This window comes from Methylocystis sp. H62 (assembly GCF_015709515.1).
GTDB lineage: Bacteria > Pseudomonadota > Alphaproteobacteria > Rhizobiales > Beijerinckiaceae > Methylocystis.
Genome location: NZ_JADNQZ010000047.1, coordinates 1 through 25,745 on the forward strand (window position 1 = coordinate 1; position 25,745 = coordinate 25,745).

Annotated in this window: 23 protein-coding genes and 1 tRNA gene; 16 read left to right on the forward strand and 8 right to left on the reverse strand. The window is 62.8% G+C overall.

What is annotated here, in order from left to right; all coding sequences use genetic code 11:
* Both traA and IYY11_RS06110 read left to right on the forward strand, forming a co-directional pair.
* A partial coding sequence (gene traA, locus IYY11_RS06105) for a Ti-type conjugative transfer relaxase TraA (protein WP_196403044.1) occupies positions 1–2,614 on the forward strand: 2,614 nt, incomplete at its 5' end.
* A 12-nt stretch (positions 2,615–2,626) separates the two neighbouring features.
* A complete protein-coding gene (locus IYY11_RS06110) occupies positions 2,627–3,334 on the forward strand; it encodes a DUF6118 family protein (protein WP_196403045.1) in 708 nt (235 codons plus the stop codon).
* Positions 3,335–3,619: 285 nt separating this feature from the next.
* On the opposite strand, the gene IYY11_RS06115 is transcribed toward IYY11_RS06110, so the two are convergent.
* The 3 genes from IYY11_RS06115 to IYY11_RS06125 form a co-directional block, all read right to left on the reverse strand.
* Positions 3,620–3,696: transfer RNA gene (locus tag IYY11_RS06115), tRNA-Pro, on the reverse strand.
* Between the two features lie 65 nt (positions 3,697–3,761).
* On the reverse strand, positions 3,762–4,286 hold the full coding sequence (locus IYY11_RS06120) for a dihydrofolate reductase (RefSeq protein WP_196403046.1): 525 nt from the start codon (positions 4,284–4,286) through the stop codon (positions 3,762–3,764).
* A 6-nt stretch (positions 4,287–4,292) separates the two neighbouring features.
* Complete coding sequence (locus tag IYY11_RS06125) at positions 4,293–5,096, reverse strand: thymidylate synthase (RefSeq protein ID WP_196403047.1); 804 nt, start codon at positions 5,094–5,096, stop codon at positions 4,293–4,295.
* A gap of 172 nt (positions 5,097–5,268) precedes the next feature.
* Here IYY11_RS06125 and IYY11_RS06130 point away from each other — a divergent pair, with 172 nt between their 5' ends.
* From IYY11_RS06130 to hrpB, 4 genes are all read left to right on the forward strand, one after another.
* On the forward strand, positions 5,269–5,484 hold the full coding sequence (locus IYY11_RS06130; protein ID WP_312029710.1) for a BrnT family toxin: 216 nt from the start codon (positions 5,269–5,271) through the stop codon (positions 5,482–5,484).
* Entirely contained in the window at positions 5,441–5,695 is a 255-nt protein-coding gene (locus IYY11_RS06135; RefSeq protein WP_196392322.1) for a BrnA antitoxin family protein, read from the forward strand. The genes IYY11_RS06130 and IYY11_RS06135 overlap by 44 nt, the downstream gene beginning before the upstream one ends.
* 227 nt (positions 5,696–5,922) lie before the next feature.
* Positions 5,923–6,912 carry a TIM44-like domain-containing protein gene (locus IYY11_RS06140; protein WP_196403049.1) on the forward strand — a complete coding sequence of 330 codons (990 nt, stop codon included), beginning with the start codon at positions 5,923–5,925 and terminating at the stop codon, positions 6,910–6,912.
* A gap of 153 nt (positions 6,913–7,065) precedes the next feature.
* Positions 7,066–9,648: an ATP-dependent helicase HrpB gene (gene hrpB / locus IYY11_RS06145; protein ID WP_196403138.1), complete on the forward strand. Its 2,583-nt coding sequence runs from the start codon at positions 7,066–7,068 to the stop codon at positions 9,646–9,648.
* A gap of 30 nt (positions 9,649–9,678) precedes the next feature.
* Here the strand turns inward: hrpB and IYY11_RS06150 are convergent, their stop codons facing one another.
* Entirely contained in the window at positions 9,679–12,396 is a 2,718-nt protein-coding gene (locus IYY11_RS06150; protein ID WP_196403050.1) for a DUF2235 domain-containing protein, read from the reverse strand.
* A 282-nt stretch (positions 12,397–12,678) separates the two neighbouring features.
* On the opposite strand from IYY11_RS06150, the gene IYY11_RS06155 reads away from it, so the two are divergent.
* Entirely contained in the window at positions 12,679–14,178 is a 1,500-nt protein-coding gene (locus tag IYY11_RS06155; RefSeq protein WP_196403051.1) for a phosphomannomutase/phosphoglucomutase, read from the forward strand.
* A 50-nt stretch (positions 14,179–14,228) separates the two neighbouring features.
* Positions 14,229–15,005, forward strand: a complete 777-nt coding sequence (gene cobS / locus IYY11_RS06160; protein WP_246719684.1) for an adenosylcobinamide-GDP ribazoletransferase — start codon at positions 14,229–14,231, stop codon at positions 15,003–15,005.
* Positions 15,006–15,007: 2 nt separating this feature from the next.
* Here the strand turns inward: cobS and dusA are convergent, their stop codons facing one another.
* The gene (dusA, locus tag IYY11_RS06165) at positions 15,008–16,048 is read right to left on the reverse strand and encodes a tRNA dihydrouridine(20/20a) synthase DusA (protein WP_196403052.1); all 1,041 of its coding nucleotides are present in this window, start codon (positions 16,046–16,048) and stop codon (positions 15,008–15,010) included.
* A 190-nt stretch (positions 16,049–16,238) separates the two neighbouring features.
* Here dusA and IYY11_RS06170 point away from each other — a divergent pair, with 190 nt between their 5' ends.
* The 8 genes from IYY11_RS06170 (at position 16,239) to IYY11_RS06205 (ending at position 22,928) form a co-directional block, all read left to right on the forward strand.
* Positions 16,239–16,607 (forward strand): ArsR/SmtB family transcription factor, encoded by a 369-nt coding sequence (locus IYY11_RS06170; RefSeq protein WP_196403053.1) that lies wholly within the window; start codon positions 16,239–16,241, stop codon positions 16,605–16,607.
* Positions 16,576–17,070: an ArsI/CadI family heavy metal resistance metalloenzyme gene (locus IYY11_RS06175; RefSeq protein ID WP_196403054.1), complete on the forward strand. Its 495-nt coding sequence runs from the start codon at positions 16,576–16,578 to the stop codon at positions 17,068–17,070. The genes IYY11_RS06170 and IYY11_RS06175 overlap by 32 nt, the downstream gene beginning before the upstream one ends.
* A gap of 46 nt (positions 17,071–17,116) precedes the next feature.
* Positions 17,117–17,533 (forward strand): arsenate reductase (glutaredoxin), encoded by a 417-nt coding sequence (arsC, locus tag IYY11_RS06180; RefSeq protein ID WP_196403055.1) that lies wholly within the window; start codon positions 17,117–17,119, stop codon positions 17,531–17,533.
* A 16-nt stretch (positions 17,534–17,549) separates the two neighbouring features.
* Complete coding sequence (gene arsD / locus IYY11_RS06185) at positions 17,550–17,906, forward strand: arsenite efflux transporter metallochaperone ArsD (RefSeq protein ID WP_196403056.1); 357 nt, start codon at positions 17,550–17,552, stop codon at positions 17,904–17,906.
* A 9-nt stretch (positions 17,907–17,915) separates the two neighbouring features.
* A complete protein-coding gene (gene arsA / locus IYY11_RS06190; protein WP_196403057.1) occupies positions 17,916–19,685 on the forward strand; it encodes an arsenical pump-driving ATPase in 1,770 nt (589 codons plus the stop codon).
* 393 nt (positions 19,686–20,078) lie between these two features.
* Positions 20,079–20,336, forward strand: coding sequence for a hypothetical protein (locus tag IYY11_RS22915; RefSeq protein ID WP_246719687.1), 258 nt, complete (start codon positions 20,079–20,081; stop codon positions 20,334–20,336).
* A gap of 70 nt (positions 20,337–20,406) precedes the next feature.
* Positions 20,407–21,834, forward strand: a complete 1,428-nt coding sequence (locus IYY11_RS06200) for a glycosyltransferase family 4 protein (RefSeq protein ID WP_196403059.1) — start codon at positions 20,407–20,409, stop codon at positions 21,832–21,834.
* A 44-nt stretch (positions 21,835–21,878) separates the two neighbouring features.
* On the forward strand, positions 21,879–22,928 hold the full coding sequence (locus IYY11_RS06205; protein WP_196403060.1) for a glycosyltransferase family 2 protein: 1,050 nt from the start codon (positions 21,879–21,881) through the stop codon (positions 22,926–22,928).
* Positions 22,929–23,217: 289 nt separating this feature from the next.
* On the opposite strand, the gene IYY11_RS06210 is transcribed toward IYY11_RS06205, so the two are convergent.
* From IYY11_RS06210 to IYY11_RS06220, 3 genes are read right to left on the reverse strand one after another with little or no spacing between them, the layout of a single operon-like run.
* Entirely contained in the window at positions 23,218–23,628 is a 411-nt protein-coding gene (locus IYY11_RS06210) for a hypothetical protein (RefSeq protein WP_196403061.1), read from the reverse strand.
* Positions 23,576–24,355, reverse strand: coding sequence for an FkbM family methyltransferase (locus IYY11_RS06215; protein ID WP_196403062.1), 780 nt, complete (start codon positions 24,353–24,355; stop codon positions 23,576–23,578). Before IYY11_RS06215 ends, IYY11_RS06210 begins: the two co-directional genes overlap by 53 nt.
* A 36-nt stretch (positions 24,356–24,391) precedes the next feature.
* Complete coding sequence (locus IYY11_RS06220) at positions 24,392–25,621, reverse strand: class I SAM-dependent methyltransferase (protein ID WP_196403063.1); 1,230 nt, start codon at positions 25,619–25,621, stop codon at positions 24,392–24,394.
* Positions 25,622–25,745: the final 124 nt, after the last annotated feature.

Sequence of the window (25,745 nt, forward strand, 5' to 3'; positions counted from 1 at the left end):
GCTCACCATGCGCGAAGTCGACGCGAACGGTTTCGGCCGCAAGGTTAGGGACTGGAACCGCGCGGCGCTTGTCGAGGAATGGCGAGAACGCTGGGCGGACCGTGTCAATGCGCGGCTGGCCGAACTCGACATAGACGCGAGCGTCGATCACCGTTCATTGGCGGCGCAGGGCGTCGCTCTGGAACCGCAGGACAAGATCGGCCCGGCGGCGCAGCGGATGGGGGAGCGCGGGTTCGGATCGGAGCGCATCGAGGATCATCGCGAGATCGCCCGCCGCAATGGCGAGCGGATCATTGCCGATCCTTCAGCAGCGCTCGACGCCCTGACCCGCCATCAGGCGACCTTCACCCGCCGCGACATGGCCCGCTTCGTTCACCGGCATAGCGACGGCAGGGAGCAATTCGACCGGGCGATGGCGGCCATGCGCGGATCGTCCGAGATCATCGCGCTCGGCAAGGATGGGCGCGGCGACGAGCGGTTCACCTCGCGCGAGATGGTCGACGCCGAGCGGCGGTTGCAGCGCGCCGCAGACTTGCTGGCCGAACGCGAGCGGCGTCGCATCGGCGAGAAGGAACGCGAAGCGGCCCTCGCCCGCGCGGCGGAAAGAGGATTGACGCTCTCAGGGGAGCAACGCGCAGCGTTCGAACATGTGACCGAGGGACGCGATCTTGGCGTGGTTATCGGCTATGCGGGGGCCGGCAAGAGCGCGATGCTGGGCGTCGCGCGGGAGGCATGGGAAGCGGCGGGCTTCGAGGTGCGCGGCCTCGCCCTGTCGGGGATCGCCGCAGAGAATCTGGAGAACGGCTCCGGCATCGCCTCGCGCACCATCGCCAGCATGGAGCGGCAATGGGAGCAGGGCCGTGAGTCCTTGTCCGTCCGCGACGTTCTGGTGATCGACGAAGCGGGCATGGTCGGGGCGCGGCAGATGGCGCGCCTGTTCTCTCATGCGGAGCATGCGGGCGCGAAAATCGTTCTGGTCGGCGACCCGCGACAATTGCAGGCGATCGAGGCGGGCGCGGCCTTCCGGGCGATCCATGAGCGTCATGGCGGCGTCGAAATCGCCGAGGTCCGCCGCCAGCGCGCGGACTGGCAGCGCGAGGCGACCCGCTCACTCGCCACGGGCCGTATCGACGAGGCGATCCAGACTTACCGCGATCGCGGCATGGTCCATACCGCCGAGACGCGCGAAGCCGCGCGCGACACGCTTGTGGAGCGATGGGACCGCGAACGAATCGCCGCGCCGGATCGAACGCGCATCATCCTCACCCACACCAATGACGAGGCGCGCGAGCTGAACCAGGCCGCACGCGCGCGGATGCGGGAAGCGGGCGCGCTGGGCGAGGATGCGCAAGTGACGACCGAACGCGGCGCCCGGAGCTTCGCGCCCGGCGACCGCGTCATGTTCCTAAGGAACGAACGCGGGTTTGGGGTGAAGAACGGAACGCTCGGCGCGATCGAGCAGATCAACGAGCGGCATATCGCGATCCGCACAGATGACGGGCGATTCGTCTCCTTCGATGTGAAGGACTACGCCTACATCGATCATGGCTATGCAGCGACGATCCACAAGGCGCAGGGCATGACCGTGGACCGCGCCTATGTGCTCGCCACTCCGGGCCTCGACAGCCATGCCGCCTATGTGGCGCTCTCACGGCACAGGGAGAGCGTCCAGCTTTGCTATGGCCGCGACGACTTCGCCGATCAGGCGCAACTTGCCCGAACGCTCTCGCGCGCGCGCGCCAAGGATATGGCGACTGACTACGCCCAGGACGATCCCATCCGCGCCTTCGCCGAGCGGCGCGGGATCACGTTTGGCGAACGCGTCGCCGAGATCGTGCGCGAGGCGCCCAGGATGGCGCGCGGCATGTTCGACGGCTTGCGCCGTGCGATGACGCAGCCGCCGCGCGCAGACGCCTTCGATCGGGGGCGCGCCTCTGACGCACCCGAGCCCCATCGCGGGGTCTTCGCCAGATTCCGCACGCAGGGCCCTGCCGTTGATCGCGCGGAAGCGGGTCGAGCCGGAAGTGAAATGACGCAGCCCGAAACGGAAAGGGCGGCGGCCGAGAAGGAGGCGACGGCGCGCCGTGCCGTCGCGCGCCACGCGCGCGCCGTCTCGGACATCTGGAAGATGCAAAACAAGCAGTTGCCCGTCCTGCCGCATCAGCGAAGCGAACTTGATCGGGCGCGCGCGGCGGTAAGCGCGATCGGCGAAGATGCGGCAAAGGACCTTGAGCGGGCCTATGGCCGCGATCCCGCGCTCGCGCCGGAAGCGGCGGGCGGGCGCGTCCAGCGCACGATCCGCGCCATGCGGCTCGAAGCGGAAATCCGCGCCGACCCCAAAAGGCGCGCCGACCGTTTCGTCGAGGACTGGCGCAAGCTCGATCGGCGCTATCGCGCCGCCAACGCCGAGGGCGACCATCAGAGCGTCAAACGCCTGCGCGCCGACATGGGCGCCATGACGAAAAGCCTGGAGCGCGACGCGCAGATGGAATCGGTCCTGCGCGGGCGCCGCCATGATCTCGGAATCGCCTTAGACGCGGGACGCAAGCTCGCCCATGACCTTGCGGCGAGCGTCGGGTTCGAAATGACCCGCGGCCGCGGCATGAGCCGGTAAGGGAGAAGGACTATGGAGAAGAGCCCGCCTTCATTCCCAGCGCCCGAGACAGATCCGGCGGCGGCGGCCTTCGCGCATCTCGCCGATAAGGTGGATGCGCTGGAGGCGGCCATCGCCAATCTGGCGTCCAGGCGCGAAGCCGCGCCCGATTACAGCGAGACGCTGGGAATGATCGCACACAATCTCAACGCTGTTGGCGCGATGGTGAAGACGATGCGGCAAAGCCCGGCGCTGCAGATCACGCCCGACGAAAGGGTCGCAAGGATCGCGACCGCGGGCGATCAGGCGCGCGCCGAAGAGCGGGCTACCATCGCGCGGGCGCGCGAGACGCTCGACAGGGCGACGGAGAAATTGGAAAGCCTTGCCGCCGCAGTCGCCACGACAGACGAACAGCGCCTCCGTCTTCTCTTCGCGGCCATCGCCGGCGCCATCGCCGGCGTCGTGCTCTGGTCGTTCCTGCTCGACGCGATCGCGCGGGCATTGCCGCCAGACTGGCGCATCCCCGAAAGCATGGCGACGCATACGCTCGGCGCAAGCTCGCCCTGGGAAGCGGGGTCGCAGCTGATGCGGACCGCCAACCCGCGCGCCTGGGCCGCGCTCAACGAGGCATCCGATTTTCTCCGCGACAATCACGAGACGATCGAGAAATGCCGCGAGGCGGCGACTCAGACGGGTAAGCCAATCCGCTGCGATTTGGGGGTCAAACCGCCACTTAAGTAACTTGCCGAAGGGAAATCTCATCCATCTCACGGACGATCTCGTCACCGACGTCGACTTCGAGCGAAAATCAGTCGAAGAGATCAATATGCAGGCCTGGGCTCGGTTGGCGCGAATGCTGGACAACACGTCCCAAGAATAACGGGTTGTCGACAGGGGGTAACTGCGTTGTTTCGAGCTACCGCACGCCGCTTCACCAAATCTCAAGGCGTAAGTGGGGCCGAGAGTGGGGCCGTAAAATTCCATGCAGCAGATTATACAATAATTTCAATTGACTGTGATGTAGTCTGGTCGGAGTGAGAGGATTCGAACCTCCGACCCCCTCGTCCCGAACGAGGTGCGCTACCAGGCTGCGCTACACTCCGACAGAAATGGCCGAAGCCGCTTCGGGCCGGTTTATAGCCACAGCAGGATTGCGCCGCAACTGGTTTCAGGCGCTTGGGCTGCGGACCCGCTCAAGCGTGACAAAAGCGAAGTCCGCTTCGTCCTTAGGACCGCGCGGCGGCGCTTCGCGCGCGACCTCGCGCCAGTCTTTGGGGTCGAGCTCCGGGAAATGCGCGTCGCCCGCAATATCGAGCGCCACTTCCGTGAGTTCGATGACGTCGGTGAGGTCGAGAAAGGCGCGATAGATCTCCTCGCCGCCCGCGATGATGATCTCGTCGACGCCAAGCAGCGCGGCCAGCCGACGCGCCGTCGCCAAAGCCTCCTGGGGATCCGCCGCGATATGCGCGCCTTCGGCCTTGAAATGAGGATCGCGGGTGAGCACGACGCTTTCTCGCCCCGGCAGCGGCCGTCCGATCGATTCGAAGGTGCGCCGTCCCATTATCATCGGCTTGCCCCAGGTGCGCGCCTTGTAGCGCTTGAGATCGCTCGAGAGCCGCCAGGGAAGGCCGTTGGCGACGCCGATCACGCCATTGCGTCCGCGCGCCACGACGGCGACGATTTTGGGCTCCATCGCCGCCTACACCGCGATCGGCGCGGCGATCGCCGGCCAAGGGTCATAGTTCTCGACGTTCACGTCTTCGTATCTGAAGTCGAAGAGGGAGCGCACCGACGGATTGAGCTTTAGGCGCGGCAGGGGCTTTGGCTCGCGTGAGAGCTGAAGCCGCGCCTGCTCGACATGGTTGAGATAGAGGTGAACGTCGCCGAAGCTGTGGATGAAATCGCCCGGAACACAGTCCGTGACCTGCGCGACCATATGCGTCAGCAACGCATAGCTGGCGATGTTGAAGGGCACGCCGAGGAAGACGTCGGCCGAACGCTGGTAGAGCTGGCAGGAAAGCCGCTTTTCGCCGCTGACCTCAGCGACATGAAACTGGAACAGGCAGTGGCAAGGCGGCAGCGCCATCTCGTCGACCTGGGCTGGATTCCACGCGGAGACGATCAGCCGGCGCGAGAAGGGATTGCGCTTGATCTCCTCGACGACATGGGCGAGCTGGTCGATATCCCTGTCGCCGTCGGGCCAGCGCCGCCATTGCATGCCGTAGATCGGACCGAGGTCGCCGTCTTCATTCGCCCATTCGTCCCAGATGGTGACGCCATTGTCGCGCAGATATTTGACGTTGGTGTCGCCCTGCAAAAACCACAGCAGTTCGTGAATGACCGATTTCAGATGCACGCGCTTGGTCGTCACCAGCGGGAAGCCTTGCGAAAGGTCGAAACGCATCTGATGGCCGAACAGCGACAGCGTTCCGACGCCGGTGCGATCGTCCTTGCGCACGCCTTCGTGCAGGACCTTATCCAGAAGGTCGAGATATTGACGCATTGAAGCCTGTGGACGCCTTTTCGTGAGATCCCTGGGTGGGAGTCAATTAGCAGGTCTCGTTCATCACGTAACGATTGCTCCAAGAGCGTTTCTGTAGTAACAAAAAAGCCCAATGCTGATCGAATTCGATCCCGCAAAACGCCGCGCAACGATCGAGCACAGAGGACTTGATATGGCGCGCGCCGGCGAGGTCTTCGCTGACGCGACGTTGACCGTCGAGGACGACCGCCATGATTATGGCGAAAAGCGGTTCATCTCGGTCGGTTTTCTCGACGGCCGAATGGTGGTCCTCGTTTGGACAAAGCGCGGCGGCGCGAGACGCATCATCTCCATGAGGAAAGCCAATGACCGCGAGCAAGCCATCTACGCCCCCAGATTTGGGCGATGATGCTCCGGATTTGTCTACTGAAGAGTGGCGCAAGAAATTCGCCGCCGCGCCTCTTCGGCGAGGGCGGCCACCAGCAAAGCGCCGCAAGGTTTCGACGACGATCCGGCTTGACCCCGATATCGTGGAAGCGTTCCGCGCGGCGGGCGAAGGGTGGCAATCGCGCATCAACGCCGCGCTACGCGAGTATCTGGAGAAGCGCGCACGATCCTGACCAGCCATACGCGGCGACAGAATTCGCACTACCTTTGCCCCATATAGCTTCTCATTGGCTGCATGCTCGAACACCCAGTCGAAATCCTGAAGCGACGCCTGCGCAAGTTGGTTGCATCCGCGCCCGGTATCCGTTTTCCCCGGCCAAGCCTTTGCGCGCAGACCCCCGCGTTCCTATATATGCGCGGTTAGGGGGGACTGTTTCCCCGCAATTTCGAGGATACAAACATGTCGCGTTTCTTCGCCCTTAAGCGTGGATCGCTGATTTCTCTTGCGCTTGCCACCCTGCTGGCGCTTGCGCCCGCCATCGCCGAAGCGCGTATGGGCGGCGGCGGCAGCTTTGGCAGCCGGGGGGGTCGCTCTTGGTCCGCGCCGCCTTCGACCCGAACCATGCCGGGCCAGGCCTCTCCTTTCGAACGCAGCGGCACGCCGCGTCCAACGCCTGGCATGGCCGGTCCGATGTCACAGCCTGGCGGCCTCTTTGGCGGCTCCTTAGGTCGCGGCCTTCTGGGCGGCCTCGCCGGCGGCCTGCTCGGCGCCGGGCTGTTTGGTCTGCTGACGGGTAACGGCCTTCTTGGCGGCATGGGCGGCTTCATGTCGGTCATCGGCCTGCTGTTGCAGATCGCGCTGGTCGTCTTCCTGGCCCGCATGGCTTTCAATTGGTGGACGCGTCGCAATGCGAACGCCATGGCTGGGGCGGGTCACCGTCCGAGCCCCGGCTTCACGTCGCCCTTCACCGCGCGCGCGCCTTTCGGCGCGGCGGGCTTCGGCTCGGGCGCTTCTCCGGAAGCGGCGATGGCGACGCCGATCAAGATTGCGGCGGACGACTTCAACGCCTTCGAACGCCTGCTCGGCGAATCGCAGGCCGCCTATAGCCGCGAGGATCTTGGCGCGCTGCGCGGCATGTCCACGCCCGAAATGGCCTCCTATTTCGACGACGAACTGGAGGAGAACCGCCGCAAGGGCGTCATCAACCGCGTCTCGGACGTGAAGCTGTTGCAAGGTGACTTGTCGGAGGCGTGGCGTGAAGGCGTCGACGAATACGCCACCGTCGCCATGCGCTTTGCGCTCAATGACGTGATCGAGGATCGCGCCACCGGCAAGCCCGCGCCCGGTTCGCCGGGGCCGACGGAGACGTCCGAGGCCTGGACTTTCCGCCGACCGGCGGGCGCCGGATCGCAGGAGTGGAAGCTCTCGGCCATTCAGCAGGCGGCGTAAGTTCAGCATTGGGCTGCAATCTTTTGCCCCTCCCGCAAGGGAGGGGCTTTTTTATTGCCGGTCCGGGCCCGACGCGGCGTCTTGACCCTTTGACCGGCGTCCGCAATGTGCGTCGCGCGATAGAATTTGGAACTATTGAAGCGCGCGCCTCCGATGCTGCATGATCTTTCTGCGTTGCCGATCGACGATGTGCTGCCGGCGATCCGCGCTGCGCTCGCGGCGTCGTCCAATCTCGTCGTCGTCGCCCCGCCTGGCGCCGGCAAAACCACGCGCGCGCCGCTCGCGCTGCTCGGCGCGGACTGGGCCAAAAGCGGCAAGCTCATTCTGTTGGAGCCGCGCCGTCTCGCCGCCCGCGCGGCGGCGAGCCGGATGGCGGCGACGCTGGGCGAGAGCGTCGGCGAAACGATCGGCCTGCGGATGCGCCTCGAATCGAAAATCTCGGCGCGAACGCGCATCGAGGTCGTCACCGAGGGCGTATTCGCGCGGATGATTCTCGACGATGCGGCGCTCGAGGGCGTGGCCGGCGTGCTGTTCGATGAATATCACGAACGCTCGCTCGACGCGGATCTGGGCCTGGCGCTGGCGCTCGACGCCCAGGCAGGACTGCGCGAGGATCTGCGGCTCATCGCCATGTCCGCGACGCTAGACGGCGCCCGCGTCGCCGCGCTGATGGGCGCTCAGACGATCGAGAGCCAGGGGCGCGCCTTTGGCGTCGAGACGCGTTATCTCGGCCGCGACGCCAACGCGCGCATCGAGGATTCTATGGTTCGCGCGATCGTGCTGGCGCTCCGCGAAGAGCGAGGTTCGATCCTCGCGTTTCTGCCGGGGCAGGGGGAGATCGCGCGCGTCGCCTCACGCCTCGCCGAGTCGCGCCTGCCGGACGACACGGACGTCGCGCCGCTCTATGGCGCGCTCGATCGCGGCGAGCAGGACCTCGCCATCGCGCCGGCGCGGCCCGGCCGTCGCAAGATCGTGCTCGCCACGTCGATCGCGGAAACCTCGCTCACGATCGAAGGCGTCCGCATCGTCATCGACAGCGGGCTGGCGCGTGTGCAGCGCTTCGAGCCGGATCTTGGATTATCGCGGCTCGAGACGGTGCGCGCTTCTCGCGCCAGCGTCGATCAGCGCCGCGGCCGCGCCGGCCGCACCGAGCCCGGCGTCTGCTATCGCCTGTGGGACGAGCCGCAGACGGCTTCGCTTCCGGCCTTCGCCGCGCCTGAAATACTCGACGCCGATCTTTCTGGGCTTGTCCTTGATCTCGCGGCCTGGGGGGTGAGCGACCCCACTCAACTCAAATGGCTCGATGCGCCGCCGGCGCCGGCCTGGAAGGAAGCCGTCGCGCTCGACCACGAGCTTGGCGCCCTTGACGCCGACGGTCGGCTTACCGACACGGGCCGCGCCATCCGGGCCCTGCCGCTCGCGCCCAGATTGGCGCGAATGGTGGTCGAGGCGGCGGGTCACGGCGAGGCCAAGCGCGCCGCGGAACTCGCCATGCTGCTCTCCGAGCGCGGGATCGGCGGCGCCGACGCCGACCTTTCGCATCGGCTCGAGCGCGCGCGGAGCGAAAACTCCAAGCGGGCGCGCGACGCGCTGCGCCTTGCCGCGCAATGGGCGCGGCAGGCGATGGCGGCGACCAGCGCAATGCCCCCTCCCCAACCCTCCCCCGCTGGCGCGGGAGAGGGGGCAGACACCGCCCTTCATGTTGCGCACCGCCGATCGTTAGCGTCCCCTCTCCCGCGGAGCGGGGGAGGGACAGGGAGGGGGCAGTTATCAGACGGCGCGCTCATTGCGCTTGCCTATCCCGATCGCATCGCCAAATCACGCGGCGCGCGTGGCGAGTTCCTGATGGCGAACGGTCGCGCCGCGATCGTGCCGGTCGAAGATCCTCTGGCGCGCGCGCCCTTTCTTGCCGTCGCCGAACTCACCGGCCGGGCGGCGCAGGCGCGCATCCTTGCCGCTTGCGCGCTCACCGCCGAGGAGGTCGAGGCGATCGCCAGCGAGCGCATCGAGACTCGCGATGAAACCGTCTTCGACGCGGCGAGCGCCAGCCTGCGGCGGCGCGCCTTCCGGCGCCTCGGAGCGATGCGCCTTTCGGAGCGCAATCTGGCGGTCGAGGCGTCGGAAGAAAATGCAAGGACGCTCGCGCGCGGCGTCGCGGCGCTTGGCGTGGCGCGGCTGCCATGGACGAAGTCGCAAATTCAGCGGCGCGACCGGGTCGCCTTTTTGCGCCGCGCCGAGGGCGACGAATGGCCGGACCTCTCCGACGCCGCTCTGGCCGTTAGCGCTGGAGACTGGCTTGCGCCGTTTATTTCGGGGCGCACGTTGCTTGCTGACATCGCGGCCGACGACCTCGAGGCGGCGTTGGCGCAGCTTCTTCCCTATGATCTGTCACGCAGGCTCGATGTGGAAGCGCCGGCCCATTTCGAGACGCCTGCCGGCTCGCGCCATGCGCTCGACTATGCGGCCGAAAACGGACCGATCCTTTCGGTGCGCGTGCAGGAGCTTTACGGCCTTTCGAGTCACCCGACTCTTGCGCGCGGACGCGCGCCCTTAACGCTCGAACTGCTGTCGCCGGCGCATCGCCCGATCCAGACGACCCGCGATCTGCCGAGCTTTTGGAAGGGCTCCTGGAGCGAAGTGAAGAAGGAGATGAGAGGGCGCTACCCGCGCCATCTCTGGCCGGATGATCCGGCGGCCGCGCAGCCGACGACGCGCGCCAAGCCGCGGGGCTCGTGAGCGCCGCGGCGTGAGGCGGAGCGCTGAACCTTATGGCGCGCTTGCGGTGGTGGCTCGCGTGGCGTCGCGCGGCAATCGCTCAATCGTTACTTTCGCTGTGCCGGTGTTGTTGTCGTAAAAAATTTGCTTGCGACCGTTTAAGGACACATGCGCAGCGTCGTTGACGAAAAGGAATAGCTCTCCCGTGTCGTTCGCAACGAATTCCGACACGAAGGTTTTGCGCGGGAAAGCCGAATTGCAGCTCTTGCCGTCGTAAGAGTAGCTGTCTCGAACCCAAGCCGCCTTGGCGGCGTCCAATTCGTCGGCGGGCAACGAATCGATGCTCAGCGACAGGCCGCCGTCGACACAGGATTTCGCACGGGGGTGATCCGCGCAAAAAGACTTATGTTCGGCGGTTTCGCTGTAATCTAGCGGGAGCATCGAGCATCGCCGACCGCGTGGGGAGAGAGCCCCGCCGCCGTCGATCGGGACCAGCGGCCACTCAGAATCCCCTCGCGCTCCGATGCGGGCGATAGGATGGAACCAAGCGGCTGAAGGCCAACGACGTAAGGCGACGCCGGCGGTCTGAACCCAACCTTTCGCATCGAAGCCGTACGGATCGGTGAGCATCAGCTGATCCAGCCAGGGATCATCGCTCTTGGGGTCGATGCTGATCGTCAGGCGATAGACGCCGCCGCGTTCAACTGTCCAGCGGCTCGCCCAGCAGGGATCATTCGTGGCAAACCGTGCAGATGCGCTCGCCACCCACTCTGAAGCGCTTGAATCCACGCAAACGCGACCAGATCCCTCGAGATAATTGAAGCCAATCCGATTGGCGGCGAGAAGCAGGGGCGTGAATACAAAGACAATCGCATAAGCGGCAGGCAACATCGCGCGGCCGACGCCAAGGACCGATCTTGCCGCACGCGAGCTTCGTATGGTGCGCACGAGTAGTGACGTTGCGTTCGGTTTGGAGTGAATGCCGCTTTTGACTTTGTCGTTCTGAATGTTCCAAGCCACGCGGGCGTGGTAGCGCGTGGCGTCCTCATAGGCGTCGCTCCTATTGCGAAGAACGAAATAGGCGAGCACCAGCGCTATGCTGAAAAACGGATGATTCAGCGCAGCTTTTACATGAGCGTAGAGATAGGACGGCGTGAAGGATAGGATCGTGTCGCCCACGCCGCGAAGGACATTTTCAGCGCCGGACATGAACCGCGACAGAGTGTCGCCAACTGGGCCGAGCACGTGGAGAAGCCATTGGAACGGGAGCGCAATTACTGAGATCTGGCTCCATATGCCTTCGTTGGAGTCGTCGATCGTTGAATCGAGCAACGGAAGAGCGAGCGCCGTGAGGAACAAGGCCACGAAGAAAAAATATGCAATTCGGTTCAGCCATACGTAGTCGCGGGCGATCTCCATCTGTTCCCGGTTGGGCGCGTCCAGGCTCTTCATTGCTCCCCGGGCAAAGTCGAGTTCGCGGCCATCGCTGCGTATGTTTGCGGGCTCAAACGCCGGGTCCGCTTGTCGAACGAGGGCGTAATCCGGTCCAGTCTCGGCGCGCGCGATGGAGCCGTCGGGCATGAAGACGTCGGCGCCCTTAGGCCCGGTTTGGGCTTGATGCGCGCTCGTCCCGCCAAGCGCCAGCGGCGCGTAATCGCCGCCTCCATCCACTAAGCGTTCAACAACCGTGTGGTGGACGGTCGGCCGGTAGTAGGGATTGCCGGCTGGATCCGTCAGGGTCACTTGCCGTGGATCGTACCGATACAACACCGCCACGCCGGCTCGAGAGTTGTGCAGCGGCCCAAATGGCGTGGCCGTTCTTCTGAATTCGTCCAGCGCCGTTTCGTGAAAAGTGAGCGCTCTGTCAGTCGCGGCTGTCTGAAGTTCCCGAACCATCCAGACCAGCGGGCAATGCGCGGTCATGTCGTCGGGATAACCGCCGCCAACGTCAGAATGCACGCCGGCGAACCAAACTTCCTGTATGCGTAAATCCGGCTCGTCGGACTTTAGAGACACGCGGATCGGATGGAAAGTGAGGCGCTCATCGTCGAGCGACAGAGCCTGTCGTATGCGATCAACCTTCTTCCAAATCGTATGATCGCCGCCAAACTTGATGGGGAACACAAAGCGATGAACGACCTCGCGCATTTCTTCGATCGGCACGCCATAGGCTTCCACTGTGTCGAATAGGCCGACAAAGTCGATGGAGAGTTTCTCGGGGTCGCGGTCCGAAGCCGCTTTTTGCACGTCAGCATAGCTCGGCTGCCCCCAAAGCCTTTTCCAGACGCCCAAAATGGCGTCTCGAAGCTTGGGCAGGCCCAAAAAAACCCAGACATTCTTTTTACGTTCCTCGTCTTGACCGCAGAAGGCGCGCCAAGCGTCTTCGGAATTGCGGAGCATCTCCTGGTGCGACACGCGCCGCCCGTTGAATTCGGTCGGCAACAGGCCCTGCGCGCGAATGAGGTCGATCAGCATCCGAATGGTGAAGGCGCCGCGGCTAAAGCCGAACATGTAGATCGCTGCGTCGGGCTCCCAATTCCAGGACAGGAAACGGTAAAGCTTGCGCACGTTTGACGGCACGCCAAAGCCGGTCGCGCCGTCAAGCATTGCGAGCGGCTTGAAGCCCTCGGTGCCGACGCCGGGAATGTAATAGACGACTTGATCTTTGTCTGAGAGGCAGAGCGCTTGGGAGAGCCGATTGATGTTTGAGACTTGCACCAGTCGCCCGTTTCCAGTGCCGTCGGCGAGCAAAATGATTTTCTTGGCCATAGCGAAACCTCGAAATAAAAAATCAAATGCAGTAACAAACGAAAATCCTACGAGTGCTCGCCGCGCTCTGCAAGCTTAAATTGAATCGCCCCAGGCCGAATTTGGCGCGGCGCGGATTTTCGCTTATGCCAAGGCGGCCAAGTCGACGCTCGCCTGGAGCGCTTATCGATCACATGGAATCATGTGATCGATAAGGAATCGCTCAAAATCAAAGTATTTGAGCCGGTTCTCATCGAAAAAGTCTGTCAACCTTTCGGAACCTGCCCAAGCGAAGGATTGTTGATGTTTCCCAAGCCCGTTGCCAATTTGCGCCCGAATACGTTCGAATATGAAGAGGCGCCGCTGATCAAATCGACCGGCTTTCGCGAATATGACGCGCGCTGGCTGTTTGGCGCCGACCTCAATTTGATGGGCGTGCAGGCGCTCGGCATGGGCCTTGGCGCGCTGCTGCGCGAATTGGGCGTCGCGCCCGAAATCGTCGTCGGCCATGATTACCGCAGCTATTCCTCATCGATCAAATTGGCGCTGGTGAGCGGCCTGATGGCCGCTGGCGTGCGCGTGCGCGACATTGGGCTCGCCTTGTCGCCGATGGCCTATTTCGCGCAGTTCGATCTCGATGTCGCCGCGGTGGCGATGGTGACCGCCTCGCATAATGACAATGGCTGGACGGGCGTGAAGATGGGCGCGCGGCGGCCCGTGACCTTCGGGCCGGAGGAGATGGGCCGCCTGAAGGAGATCGTTCTCGCCGGCGAATTTCACGAGGCGGAAGGCGGCTCCTATCGTTACATCGAGAATTTCGGCGCGCGCTACATCGACGATCTCACTCGCCGGCCGCCGTTCACCCGCAAGATGAAGGTCGTCGCCGCCTGCGGCAATGGCACCGCCGGCGCCTTCGCGCCGCGGATGCTGGAGCGCCTTGGCTGCGAAGTCATTCCGCTCGACGTCGCGCCCGACTACACTTTCCCGCGCTACAATCCGAACCCAGAAGATTTGCACATGCTGCACGCCATCGCCGACAAGGTGCGCGAGACCGGGGCCTGCGTCGGCCTTGGCTTCGACGGCGACGGGGATCGCTGCGGCGTCGTCGACAATAATGGCGATGAGATCTTCGCCGACAAGATTGGCGTCATGCTCGCGCGCGATCTCTCCAAGGTCCATCCGAATGCGTCATTCGTGGTCGACGTGAAGTCGACCGGGCTTTTCGCGACGGACCCCGAGCTCGTCGCGCGCGGCGTCGTCACGGAATATTGGAAGACCGGGCATTCCTACATCAAGCGCCGCGTCAGCGAGCGCAAGGCGCTCGCCGGATTCGAAAAATCGGGGCATTTCTTCTTCAACGAACCGATCGGACGCGGCTATGACGACGGGCTGCTCACCGCGGTCCATGTCCTCGAAATGCTCGATCGCAATCCAACGAAATCGATGGCCGAACTCTACGCGGAACTGCCAAAGACTTGGGGCTCGCCGACGATGTCGCCGCATTGCGACGACGAAAAGAAATATGGCGTGATCGACAAGGTGACGGCGCGCATCGAGGCGATGCGGGCGAAGGGCGAACAGATCATCGGCCAGCCGATCCGCGACGTCGTCACTATCAATGGTGTGCGGGTGACGGTCGTCGACGGCACCTGGGGCCTCGTGCGGGCATCGTCCAACAAGCCGGAACTCGTCGTCGTCGTCGAGAGCCCGGTGTCGCAAGCGCGCATGAAGGAGATGTTTACGGCGATCGACGGCGTGCTGCGCGAAAATCCCGAGGTCGGCGCCTACAACCAGACGATATAGAGCCGCTCGGAGGCGTCGGGGTTCTCGACAATTCCGACGCGGCGCCGAAAATGGAACCGATGCAGCGCGCGCTCCTCGCCGATGTCTTGAGCTTTTTGCGGTTCTATACGCGCCTTCCGATCGGCGAGGGCGCGCATGCGCCGCTTGACTTCGCGCGCATGGCGCCGGCGCTGCCGATCGCCGGCGCCGTGATCGGGGCCACAGGCGCGGCGGGTCTGTTCGTGGCGCGCATCTGCCATCTTCCTGCGCTCGTCTGCGCGCTCGTCGCGGTCGCGGTCCTCGTGCTCGCCACGGGCGCGCTGCACGAGGACGGACTCGCGGATGTCGCGGATGGGTTCGGCGGCGGCGCGACGCGCGAGTCGAAGCTCGCCATTATGCGCGACAGCCGCGTTGGGACCTATGGCGCCCTGGCGCTGTGTTTCTCGATCCTGTTGCGCGTCGCGGCGCTCGCGTCACTCTTTGAGCGAAGCGTCGCGCTCGCGGCCGGCGCCCTCATCTTCGCGGGCGCCTTGTCGCGCGTCGCCGGATTGGCGCCGATGATGCGGCTTCCGCCGGCGCGCGCCGATGGGCTGGGCGCGACCGTCTCGGCGCCCTCGCGCGAGATCTGGACTCGCGCCTGGCTCGTCGCCGCCGTCTTCGGTCTCGCGCCATGGCTCGCCGGCGCCGGCTTAATCCAGATCGCCGTCGCGATCTTCGCCGCCTTCGTCATCGGTGCGCTTATTACCAACCTCTCGAAAAAGCAGATCGGCGGCTACACGGGCGATGTGCTCGGCGCCGCGCAGCAACTCGCGGAGATCGCCATTTTGGCGGCGCTCTCGGCCAATTGAGGTCAGGCGGTTTCGGCAGGTTCGGCGTTGGCGGGTGTCCCTGCTTCCGCTTCGGCGAAGCGCGCAATGGCCGTGCGCACTTCATTCACGGCCCCAAGCAGCGTTTCGACTCCGGCGCCAGGTTTGACGGCTTCGAGCGCTAGCCGCCGACGGAACGACCGTGCGCCCGGCATTCCAGCGAAAAGCCCGAGAAGATGACGCGTCATCGCTGAGAGCCGCTCGCCCTTCGCGAGTTCGCGCTCGACGTAGGGAAGGAACGCGTCCACGGCGTCGAAGAGGTTGGCGACGGGCGCCGACTGTCCAAACAATTGTGGGTCGACCTCAAGCAGCAGCGCGGGATCATGATAGGCGGCGCGGCCGATCATCACGCCGTCGACGAATTGCAGCTGTTCTTGCATCTCGGCGATCCGCGTCAGCCCGCCATTGATGGCGATCGGAACGTCCGGCAGGGCGCGCTTGAGACGGTGCACGAGCGCATAGTCCAAGGGCGGAACGTCGCGGTTTTCCTTAGGCGAGAGGCCCTTAAGCCAGGCCTTTCGCGCATGCACGAACAGCGCGTCGGCGCCGCTTTCGACGCAGGCCTCGGCAAGCGCGAACAGCGCTTTCTCCGGGTCCTGATCGTCGACGCCGATGCGGCATTTCACCGTTACGGGAATGGCGACGGCGTCCTTCATCGCTTTGATGCAATCGCCGACGCGCGCAGGCTCGCGCATGAGACAGGCGCCGAACGCGCCGTCTTGCACGCGATCCGACGGACAGCCGACGTTGAGATTGACCTCGGCGTAGCCGAAATTCTCGACAAGCGCCGCCGACTTCGCCAGCGCAGCGGGTTCGGCGCCGCCGAGCTGCATGGCGACCGGCTGCTCGAACGGATCGAACGCCATCAGACGCGCGCGGTCGCCGTGGATCACCGCGCCCGTCGTGAGCATTTCCGTATAAAGGCGCGCGCGGCGCGACAACAGACGATGGAAGTATCGGCAGTGCCGATCCGTCCAATCCATCATCGGCGCTACGGAGAATCTAATATGCTGATGTGTCAGCATCGTAGATTTAGTCTCAACGGCGTAGGTCGCGTCATGCACGCTCCATTCAACGTCTCGATACGACACTTTTCCTTCGTTTTCGACTCAGTGCGACGGCGCGTTAACGCGCCGGAAGTCTCTCGACTGGCGCAACGGGGAATCGGCGTCTCGACGGCATTGACGCGATTAATAGTTCCATCATATTAGAAATATGGAAAAGCAAGAAGCCCTAGCCGCCCTTGTCGCGCTCGGTCATGAGACGCGGCTCGATATTTTCCGGCTGCTCATGCAAGCTGGACCTAAGGGGCTTGCCGCGGGGCAAATCGGCGAGCGGCTCGCGCTCCCGCCGGCGACGCTGTCGTTCCACCTGAGCCAGCTCAAACACGCGGACCTTGTGACCTTCCGGCGCGAGAGTCGGTCGCTGATCTACTCGGCGGCCTATCCGGTCATGAACGCGCTGCTCGCCTACATGACCGAGAATTGCTGCCAAGGCGCTGCTGCCTCATGCGAGGCCGCTACTCCTGCAACTTGCCAACCAGAGGAACCTCATGAAACGCCTGCACGTGCACGTGTCCGTTGATGACCTTACGGCGTCGATTAGGTTTTACAGCGCGCTTTTTGGAGCGGAGCCGACGGCCGTCAAACGCGATTATGCGAAATGGATGCTCGATGATCCGCGCGTGAACTTCGCCATTTCGGCGCGGGGCGGACAGGCAGGCGTCGATCATCTCGGGATCGAGGTCGAGACGAACGAAGAACTGAAAGAAGTCTATGGCTGCCTGCAACAGGCTGAACGGCCCGTGCTGGAAGAAGGCGCCACAACTTGCTGTTACGCCGAGTCCGAGAAGGCATGGACCTCCGACCCGCAAGGGCTTTTGTGGGAGACCTTCCGGACCACAGGGGAGAGCACGATTTACGGCGGCGACGTAGCGCTTGCAGGATTCCGCGCGAGCGCCGTTAACGGGGAGCCCTCCGCCTGCTGCGGCGCGAAGCCAGCGCCTGTGATTGAAGCCGCCTGTTGTTCTGGATCTCAGAATGACTGAGACCGTTTCAGGCGCAAGCCATGGCCGCATAACGGACGCCTGAGCGATGACCATCACCATCTATCACAACCCCGACTGTGGCACGTCGCGCAACACGCTGGCGATGATCCGCCAAAGCGGCGAAGAGCCGGTCGTCATCGAATATCTGAAAGACCCGCCAACGCGCGAGCGACTGGTCGAGTTGCTCAAAGCCATGGGCATTTCGTCGCGCGATCTGCTGCGCCAGAAAGGCGCGCCCTATGACGCGCTCGGCCTTGGCGATGCAAAGTGGACGGAAGAGGAATTGATCGGCTTCATGCTCGAACATCCGATCCTCATCAACCGTCCAATCGTCGTGACGCCGAAAGGCGCACGGCTGTGCCGTCCCTCGGAGGCCGTGCTCGATATTCTGCCCAATCCCGCCATTGGCGAATTCACCAAGGAAGATGGCGAAGTCGTCGTCGGCAGGGCCGCTCAACCTTAATCCTGAAAGGACGAATATGACGACCATTCAAGTTTTTGATCCCGCCCTGTGTTGCAGCACCGGCGTCTGCGGCGTCGAGACCGATCAGGCGCTCGTGACCTTTGCCGCCGACGTTGATTGGGCGAAGCAGAACGGCGCGCGCATCGAGCGCTTCAATCTCGCCCAGGAGCCCATGGTCTTTGCTGAAAATGCGAGCGTTAAGGGCTTCCTCGAACGCTCGGGGCAGGAAGCTCTGCCGCTGATCCTCGTTGATGGCGAGATCGCGCTCGCCGGACGCTATCCGAACCGCGAGGAACTTGCGCGCTGGGCGGGCGTCAAAAAGGTCGAGGAAGCGAAGCCAGGCGCATGTTGCAGCGGCTCCTCCTGCTGCTGAAAGGTCGATATGAAATTTCTTGAACAGGCTCCGCGCTTCCTTTTCTTCACGGGCAAAGGCGGCGTCGGTAAAACCTCGATCGCCTGCGCGACGGCGATAGAGCTTGCTGAAGCCGGACGCCGCGTGCTGCTTGTCAGCACCGATCCTGCGTCCAATGTCGGGCAGGTGTTTGGGGTCGGCATCGGCGATAAAATCACGGCGATTGACGCCGTGCCGAACCTGTTCGCGCTGGAAATCGACCCGCAGGCCGCCGCGCAGGCCTATCGCAACCGCATCGTCGGCCCCGTGCGCGGCAAGCTTCCCGAAGCCGTGGTGAAGGGCATCGAAGAGCAGCTTTCCGGAGCCTGCACGACGGAAATCGCCGCTTTCGACGAATTCACCGCGCTGTTGACGGACACAGCCATTATATCGGCATATGACCATATCGTCTTCGACACGGCGCCGACCGGACACACCATCCGCCTGCTGCAGCTTCCCGTCGCCTGGAGCGGCTTCCTTGAGGCGGGGAAAGGCGACGCCTCCTGCCTCGGTCCGCTTGCCGGATTGGAAAAGCAGCGCGCCCAATACAGCGCCGCGGTGGCCGCTTTGGCCGACGGTCAGCGCACCCGCCTGATCCTCGTCGCCCGCGCCCAAAATTCCGCGCTGCGCGAAGCCGCGCGCACGCATGAGGAGCTGGCGGCGATCGGCCTCCATCAGCAATTCCTCGTCGTGAATGGTCTGCTGCCAAAGGAAGAGGCGGCGCTCGATGCGCTCGCCGCCGCCCTTTACGCGCGCGAGCAGGCTGCTTTGGCGGCGACGCCCGATGCGCTTCGCAGCTTGCCCTGCGACTATGTGCCTTTGAAGCCCTTCAATCTCGTCGGGCTTGATGCGTTGCGTCAGCTCCTCGTTGCGACGCCGCCGCATATCGACGCGGCGGTTGGCGAACCCGTCGAGCTGCGCGCGCCAAGCCTATCGGAACTGGTGGATGGCGTCGCCGCCGATGGGCATGGCCTCGTCATGCTGATGGGCAAGGGCGGCGTCGGCAAAACGACGCTTGCGGCGGCGGTCGCCGTCGAGTTGGCGCATCGCGGACTGCCCGTCCATCTCACCACCTCCGACCCAGCCGCGCATCTCGCCGAAACGCTGCATGGTTCGCTCGACAATCTGACCGTAAGCCGCATCGACCCGCACGCCGAAACCGAACGTTACCGGCAAGAGGTGCTGAGAACGAAAGGCGCGAACCTCGACGCGCAAGGACGGGCTTTGCTCGAAGAGGATTTGCGCTCTCCTTGCACGGAAGAAATCGCCGTCTTTCAGGCGTTCTCGCGCATCGTCCGCGAAGCGGGCGAGAAGTTCGTCGTCATGGACACCGCGCCGACCGGCCACACGCTGCTGCTCCTGGATGCGACGGGCGCTTATCATCGCGAGGTCGCGCGGATGCTGGACGCCAAGGGCGCACATTACTCAACGCCGATGATGCAGCTACAGGACCCGAAGCGGACGAAGGTCCTTCTTGTCACCTTGGCGGAAACGACGCCCGTGCTTGAAGCGGCAAATCTGCAAGCAGATTTGCGCCGCGCGGGCATCGAGCCTTGGGCGTGGGTCGTCAATAACAGCGTCGCGGCGGCGCGTCCGCATTCTCCCTTGCTGCGTCAGCGCGCCAAAAATGAACTGCGCGAGGTCGAGAGAGTCGCAACAACCCACGCGCGCCGCTACGCCGTCGTGCCGCTGCTGAGCGAAGAGCCGGTCGGTGTGTCGCGTCTTCTTGAGTTAGCTGGCCGTGAGACCGAACCCGCGTAAGACGTCGTCGCCGGCTAATCTAATGTCTCGAGTTCACATCTCAGTTTCGTGCAACCCGTAGACGCCTCTCGCTTGTTGCCCACACGTCCCATAACCGGAGGGCCGCGCCTAAGCGGAGGCGGGCTCGATGATTTTGGCGTCTCCTTTTGTTCGCCGCAATTATGTATTTGAGGTAGATGCCGGAGCGACAAGGCCTCCGTCTTGCTTGCGTCTTAAAGCCTAGACTTTGCGCTTCGGGAAGGATGTAGGATGAATGCGAATAACGCTAAGCTTTTGACGGACAGCCAAGCTTGCGCATTCTTTGAAGACGCCGCGAGTAAGCTTCGGACCCATTTTGAGCGCCAAGTGCTTGCAGCGCTGCCGGATTTTGCGCGCCGAGCGCTTGAATGCGAGTTGAACGCACTCTCCAAATTGTCGAGCGCTGATCCTGTGCCGCCATTGGCGGAAATCTCGCTCGTGCGCGCAGAACAATGCGCCCATGACTTGCTGAGCATGAATTACGAAGGCGTCGCCCATTCGTTTTTCCGGCGCTGCGTGAGCGAAGCGTCGGCGGATATCGCGGCGGCGGTGATCGCCGCATCCGGGGAGGGCGGAAATATCGTGATTTTTCCGATGCCTTCCAGCAGAATGGCCGTTGGCCGCACGCTTTAGCTTTCTTGCGAGATCCGTCCGAACGGGTGGCACGGCGAAAGGCGGCGCGAGCTACGTGCGGAGAGTGGGAATGAAGAAGGAGATCGACGCCTATCTGCTCAAGGAGTTGCATCGCGAGTTGAGCGATATCGAGCAGTATGACGTCGATCCGCGCGTTCGGTTCGTTTACGACAAGGCGCTGGAACTCTACTGGACGCTCTCTCGCCTGCTTGGCCTGAGCCGCCTGCACGACGGGCGCTGGCGCGCGCCGGACGCCGCGAAGGCGCAGGCGCTGCGCACGCGCCTTGATGGCGCGATCCCACCGCCGGCGGCGCACAATCGTCTGCTCATCGATATGACCGCGACGCATCGCTTTCGCGGCCATACGGGCGTCCAGCGCGTGGTGCGCGAAATCGCGCGCGCCTGTGTCGAAAGCGGCGAAGCGCTGCCGGTCTATCTTGAAGCGGGCCGGCTCTACGGCCATTTCCAGCACGACAATTTGCCCGACGCGGTTAAACTGCAATCGGGCGACACGCTGCTCTTGCTCGATTCCGGATGGGGCTTCGTCGAGGAATATCCGCCGCTCTTGCGCGCAGCGCATGAGGTTGGCGCCGAAGTCGTCGGCTGCCTCTATGATCTTATCCCTTTGCGCTATCCTGCCGCGACCGCCTTAAAGAACAGCGCGCCATTCGCGCCCTGGTTCGAGAAGGTGCTGCTGCAATGCGACGCCATCGTCTGCATTTCGCAGAGCGTCGCAAGGGACCTCGTGGACTACGTGCGGGAACAAGGTCTCGCGACGCCCGCGAATATGCGGATCGGCTGGTGGCCGCTTGGCGCCGATTTTCGCGCGGGCGCTCAGGAAGCGCCCTCAAAGGCCGTCGAGCGCATCGCTTCAGCGCCGGCGCCGTTCTTCATGAGCGTCGGAACGCTCGAGCCGCGCAAGGCCTATCCCATCGCTTTGGACGCGTTTGAACGTCTTTGGTCGGAAGGGTGCGAGACGCGTTACGTGATCGTCGGCCGGCCGGGTTGGAACACGCGGGCGTTGCAACGCCGTATCAGACAGCACAACGAATACGGACGACGGCTGTTCTGGCTCGACAATGCGAGCGACGCCGATCTTTCGTATCTCTATCCGCGGGCGCGGGGCTTGATCTTTCCATCTTTCGTCGAGGGCTTCGGCATGCCGCTGATCGAAGCCGCGCATCACGGCGCGCGGGTGATCGCAAGCGATATCCCGGTTTTCCGCGAAGTCGGCGGCGACGACGCTGTCTATTTCGATGTTCTCGATTCGCAGGCGCTCGCCGAACGCGTGCGCGAAGCGCTCTTTGAAGCAAGAGAGATCAAGGCCCCGACGGTAACGACCTGGCGACAATCGGCCGCACGGCTTGTCTCAATGGTGCGGGGAGATCGCTATCAGATCGGCGCCGTCGAACTGGCCAAGGTTCTAGAGCCGCCGAATGAAGTCGCGGATCGCCGCGTTGCCTCACCTGCCGCTTCCGCCTATCTTCCGGCCGATTGAAGCGCAGCGAGGGCTCTCAACTCTCGCGTAGGGATCTTGCGTCGATGACCGCCAGCCTTTCCATCTGCATTCCCATCTATAATTTCGCGAAATTCATTCCTGAGACTCTGGATTCGATCCTCGGTCAGGACGGCGGGGATGAGGTGCAAATCGTCATCCTCGACGGCGCTTCGACCGACAACACCGCGGAAATTATTGCGGGCTACGAGCGCAAGCATCCGAATATCAAATATGTGCGGCAGCCTCAGAAAGGCGGCATCGACCGCGACATGGCGAAGTCCGTTGAGCCCGCGACCGGCGATTATTGCTGGCTGTTCAGCGGCGACGACATCGTCCGGCCGGGCGCGCTGCGTCGCGTGCTGAGCGAAATTCAAAGCGGCCATGATCTCTATTTGTGCAAGCATATGGAGTATTATTTTTATCACGACAGCTGGACCGAATATCCGACCGTCGCGTGCGAAGACGGCGCTGTCTACGAACTTTCAGATTCGCGCAGCCGCCGCGATTATTTCAGCAAGGCGGTCAACACTGAAGCATTCTTCAGCTTCATCGGCGGAATCATCGTGAAGCGTTCGACCTGGAATCGCGTGCCGCTCAATGAAGAATTCGTCGGCAGCTGCTGGGGGCATGTGGCGCGCTTTTTCGAACTGATGCCTGGCGGCTTGAGCATCAAAGTCCTCTCTGGCGCGCTGCTGGACCGGCGCCCCGACAATGACTCCTTCGCAGGCGGCGGCATGGTCAATCGCTATCGCATCGCCATCGACGGATTCCACAATATCGCCGACCGCTTCTTCGGCCACGACAGCATCGAGGCCTTCCACGTGCGGCGCGTGATCAAACATGAGTTCCATCCGCTCGCGATGCAGCTTGGAAAATTCATGTGCTTCGTCAATCCGGCCGGCGAAAGCCGGACGCTGATGGATAGCCTAATGAAAAAGGTCTATTGCGATTTTTCATTCGGCAATCTGCGCGCGAAATTCGCCTATGCAATGACGACGGCGGAGCGCTTCAGACGGCAACAGCCCGAACTCAGCGCGCATCATGAGAAACAGAGATCGCAGAACGAGAAGATGGACGAACGGCACGCAGGATAATCAGTTCACGCGAGATAACCAGTTCACGCGAGCAAAGGTTTTTTGAGTCGAGCGAAACCGCACATGCGCTGTCAGACAACGGTTCCATCCGACGGCGATTTCCACCGACGAACTGGCTTGCGGCGTTAAACCGCCCGGCGTTGGAACACCATGACTTGGGGATTTGTGAAGAACCTTTTTGTATAGAGCTCGTAGGAAGGATTCGATGGAGGGAGGCGGTTTGACCGGAAGTCGTCGACCTCATCCCAGAACGCATTGACAGTCGCTCCTGGCCTGCGGAGCCGCTTGTCTACTTCGCGCGCAAACCTTTGCGCCATCGAATGCATGCGGCTGGCGCAGCGGAACGAAGTAGGGACATAAGCTCTATGGCAGCTGCGGGAACTGTCGAGTTGAGATAGAAATCGAAGGGGGCGACATTCTCTTCGAGGCACGCGTGTCTAAGCGTATAAGCCAGCGATTCATCGGACTTTGCGTCCGCATAAATCTTCTCCATGGTGTCTTCATACAGGTATGGATTTTCAAATCCGCCGAGGAAGCTCATCGTATCCAGCGCGTCACCGGGAACGCCAATCGCGACTTTTGCAGAATTTGATTTTATCCTGCGCAAAAGCTTGTGTGAAAAAGATGAAAATATGGGTTCGCTTCCTTCATTTATTTGCCTTTCGACCACCGCTCCCGAAGAAAGCGCCAATCCGTCCAAGGAAGCTTCGGTTGTCGCTGTTATCACCACTCGGGGCCGGGATCATCATACGCGCAACGAGAAAGTCGTCGAATACGTTCGGCGGGATGATGAAATGCCGCTTCAGGTCAGCGTGCTCAGCAGCCAGATAGAAGCGGTTGACACCGTCAAAATAGGCGAACTCATAATCGTTCGAGAGTAGATGCGGCTCCCAATCCGCATGCGTCTCCTCGCGCGAGAGCGGCTTCGTCGACTCGACGAGAATGATCCAGGGACGGAATTTTCGCAGATCGAACGCGTTGATGACATTCGCCTCTTCGCCTTCGCAATCGATCTTTAGGAAATGCGTCGTCGCGGCCGAATGTTCCTTGAAAACCGAATTGAGTGTGCGCATTTCCACGTCGAGCTGTTCCTGCTCGAAATTGAATTTTGCGTGACCCTCGGCGATATCCGGATGTAAGGTGGACATGCCCGTGCCATGAATGAGCGTGATCACCGCGCGTCCATTGTGGGCGCCGACGGCAAGCCCGAGATTCACGTCGCGCGCGCGCTTTTCCTTAAGCAGCGCGAGATATTTCGGATTGGGCTCGATGTTCACGCCGCGCCAGCCGCGTTCGTAGAAATACCTCGTCACCGAATCGAGATCTGGATCCCACGCCCCGACGTCGACGTAGAAGCCGTTCTCGATCTCCGCGAAGGCCCGTTCGAGCATCACGTCTTCAAAATTCTGCGCGTAGGAAATCATCATGCAACGGGCCTTTTTCGTTGTTCGCGAGCGAAAAGGCTATACGATCTCGATCTCCGGAAAGGGGAAGATCATCTTGCCGCCGCTGGCGAGATATTCCTGCTCCCGCGCCAATATCCCGTCCTTGAAATGCCAGGGAAGCACGAGGAAATAATCCGGCTTCATCGCCCGCGCCTCGGCTTCCGAAACGATCGGGATATGTGAGCCGGGCGTGAAGCAACCGAATTTGTCGGGATTGACCTCGGCGATCGCCTCGACGAGGTCGGGGCCGATGTCGCAGAATTGCAGCACCACGTTGCCCTTGGTCGAGGCGCCGTAGCCGAGGATGCGCTTGTTGTCGTCCTTGAGCGCGCGCAGCAGGCGGCGCAGGTCCTCGCGATGGCGGAAAACGCGATCTTCGAAATCGCGGTAGGGGCGAGGCGTGTTCAGCCCCATCCGCTCCTCTTGCGCCAACAGCCAGTCGATCACCGCGAGATTGCGCTTGCGCTGTGTGTTCTTGTGGCCGGCGGTGACGGCGAAACTGCCGCCGTTGACCGCATTCATCTGCACGTCGAGAATCTCGAGATCGGCCGCGTTGAGAATTTTCTCGATGACCCCCAGCGAGTAATATTCGATATGCTCGTGGCAGATCGTGTCGTAGGAGGTGAGCCGCAGCATTGACGGCATATAGCTCTGCTCGAAATGCCATACCCCGTCGGGCGCAAGCGCCTTGGCGACTTCGCGGGCGAACCAGACCGGGTCGTCGAGATCGTAGAACATCGCGATCGACGTGACGATCTTCGCCCGCTTCGGCGAGAGCTTTTCAAACGCCTGCGAAGAGAAGAACTCCGGCGCGAGCTTGATATCGTCCGGATAATATTGTCGGAACTTGGCGCCGGTGGGATCAATGCCGATGCGCGTCAAGCTCGACGTCGTATAGGCCTTGAGAGACGTCGCGTCGTTTGAGCCGATGTCGAGCACCGCGTCGCCGGGCTTGAGATCGGCGAATCGCTCGAGATGGGCGATCTTCTGGGTCAGGTGTCGCACCATCGACTGATTGAGGCCCGAGCGATAACCGTAGTTCTCGCCATACATCTCGCTTGCTTCATAGCTGTGCGCGAGTTGCAGCAGGCCTGAATCAGGGCACCAGACGAGCTCCAGAGGTCCGACCGTGACAGGCGTCTCGCGAGAGCTCGGAAAAACGCCCGTGAGCGCTTGGTCGCCGAGCGTCAGAACCGAGACGAGATTGGTGGAGCCGCTAACGCGACACTTGGTGATTCTCTTCGTCATTGTTGAATTTCCTGGCGCATTCGCGAATGAACGTCCGCAGCCTTAGAGGCGCTGCCAACGAGGCGAGGAAGCCCTTCCGTGTATGGTCTCTTAGCAACTTACCGAAGTCTTGGCCTGAAGACGG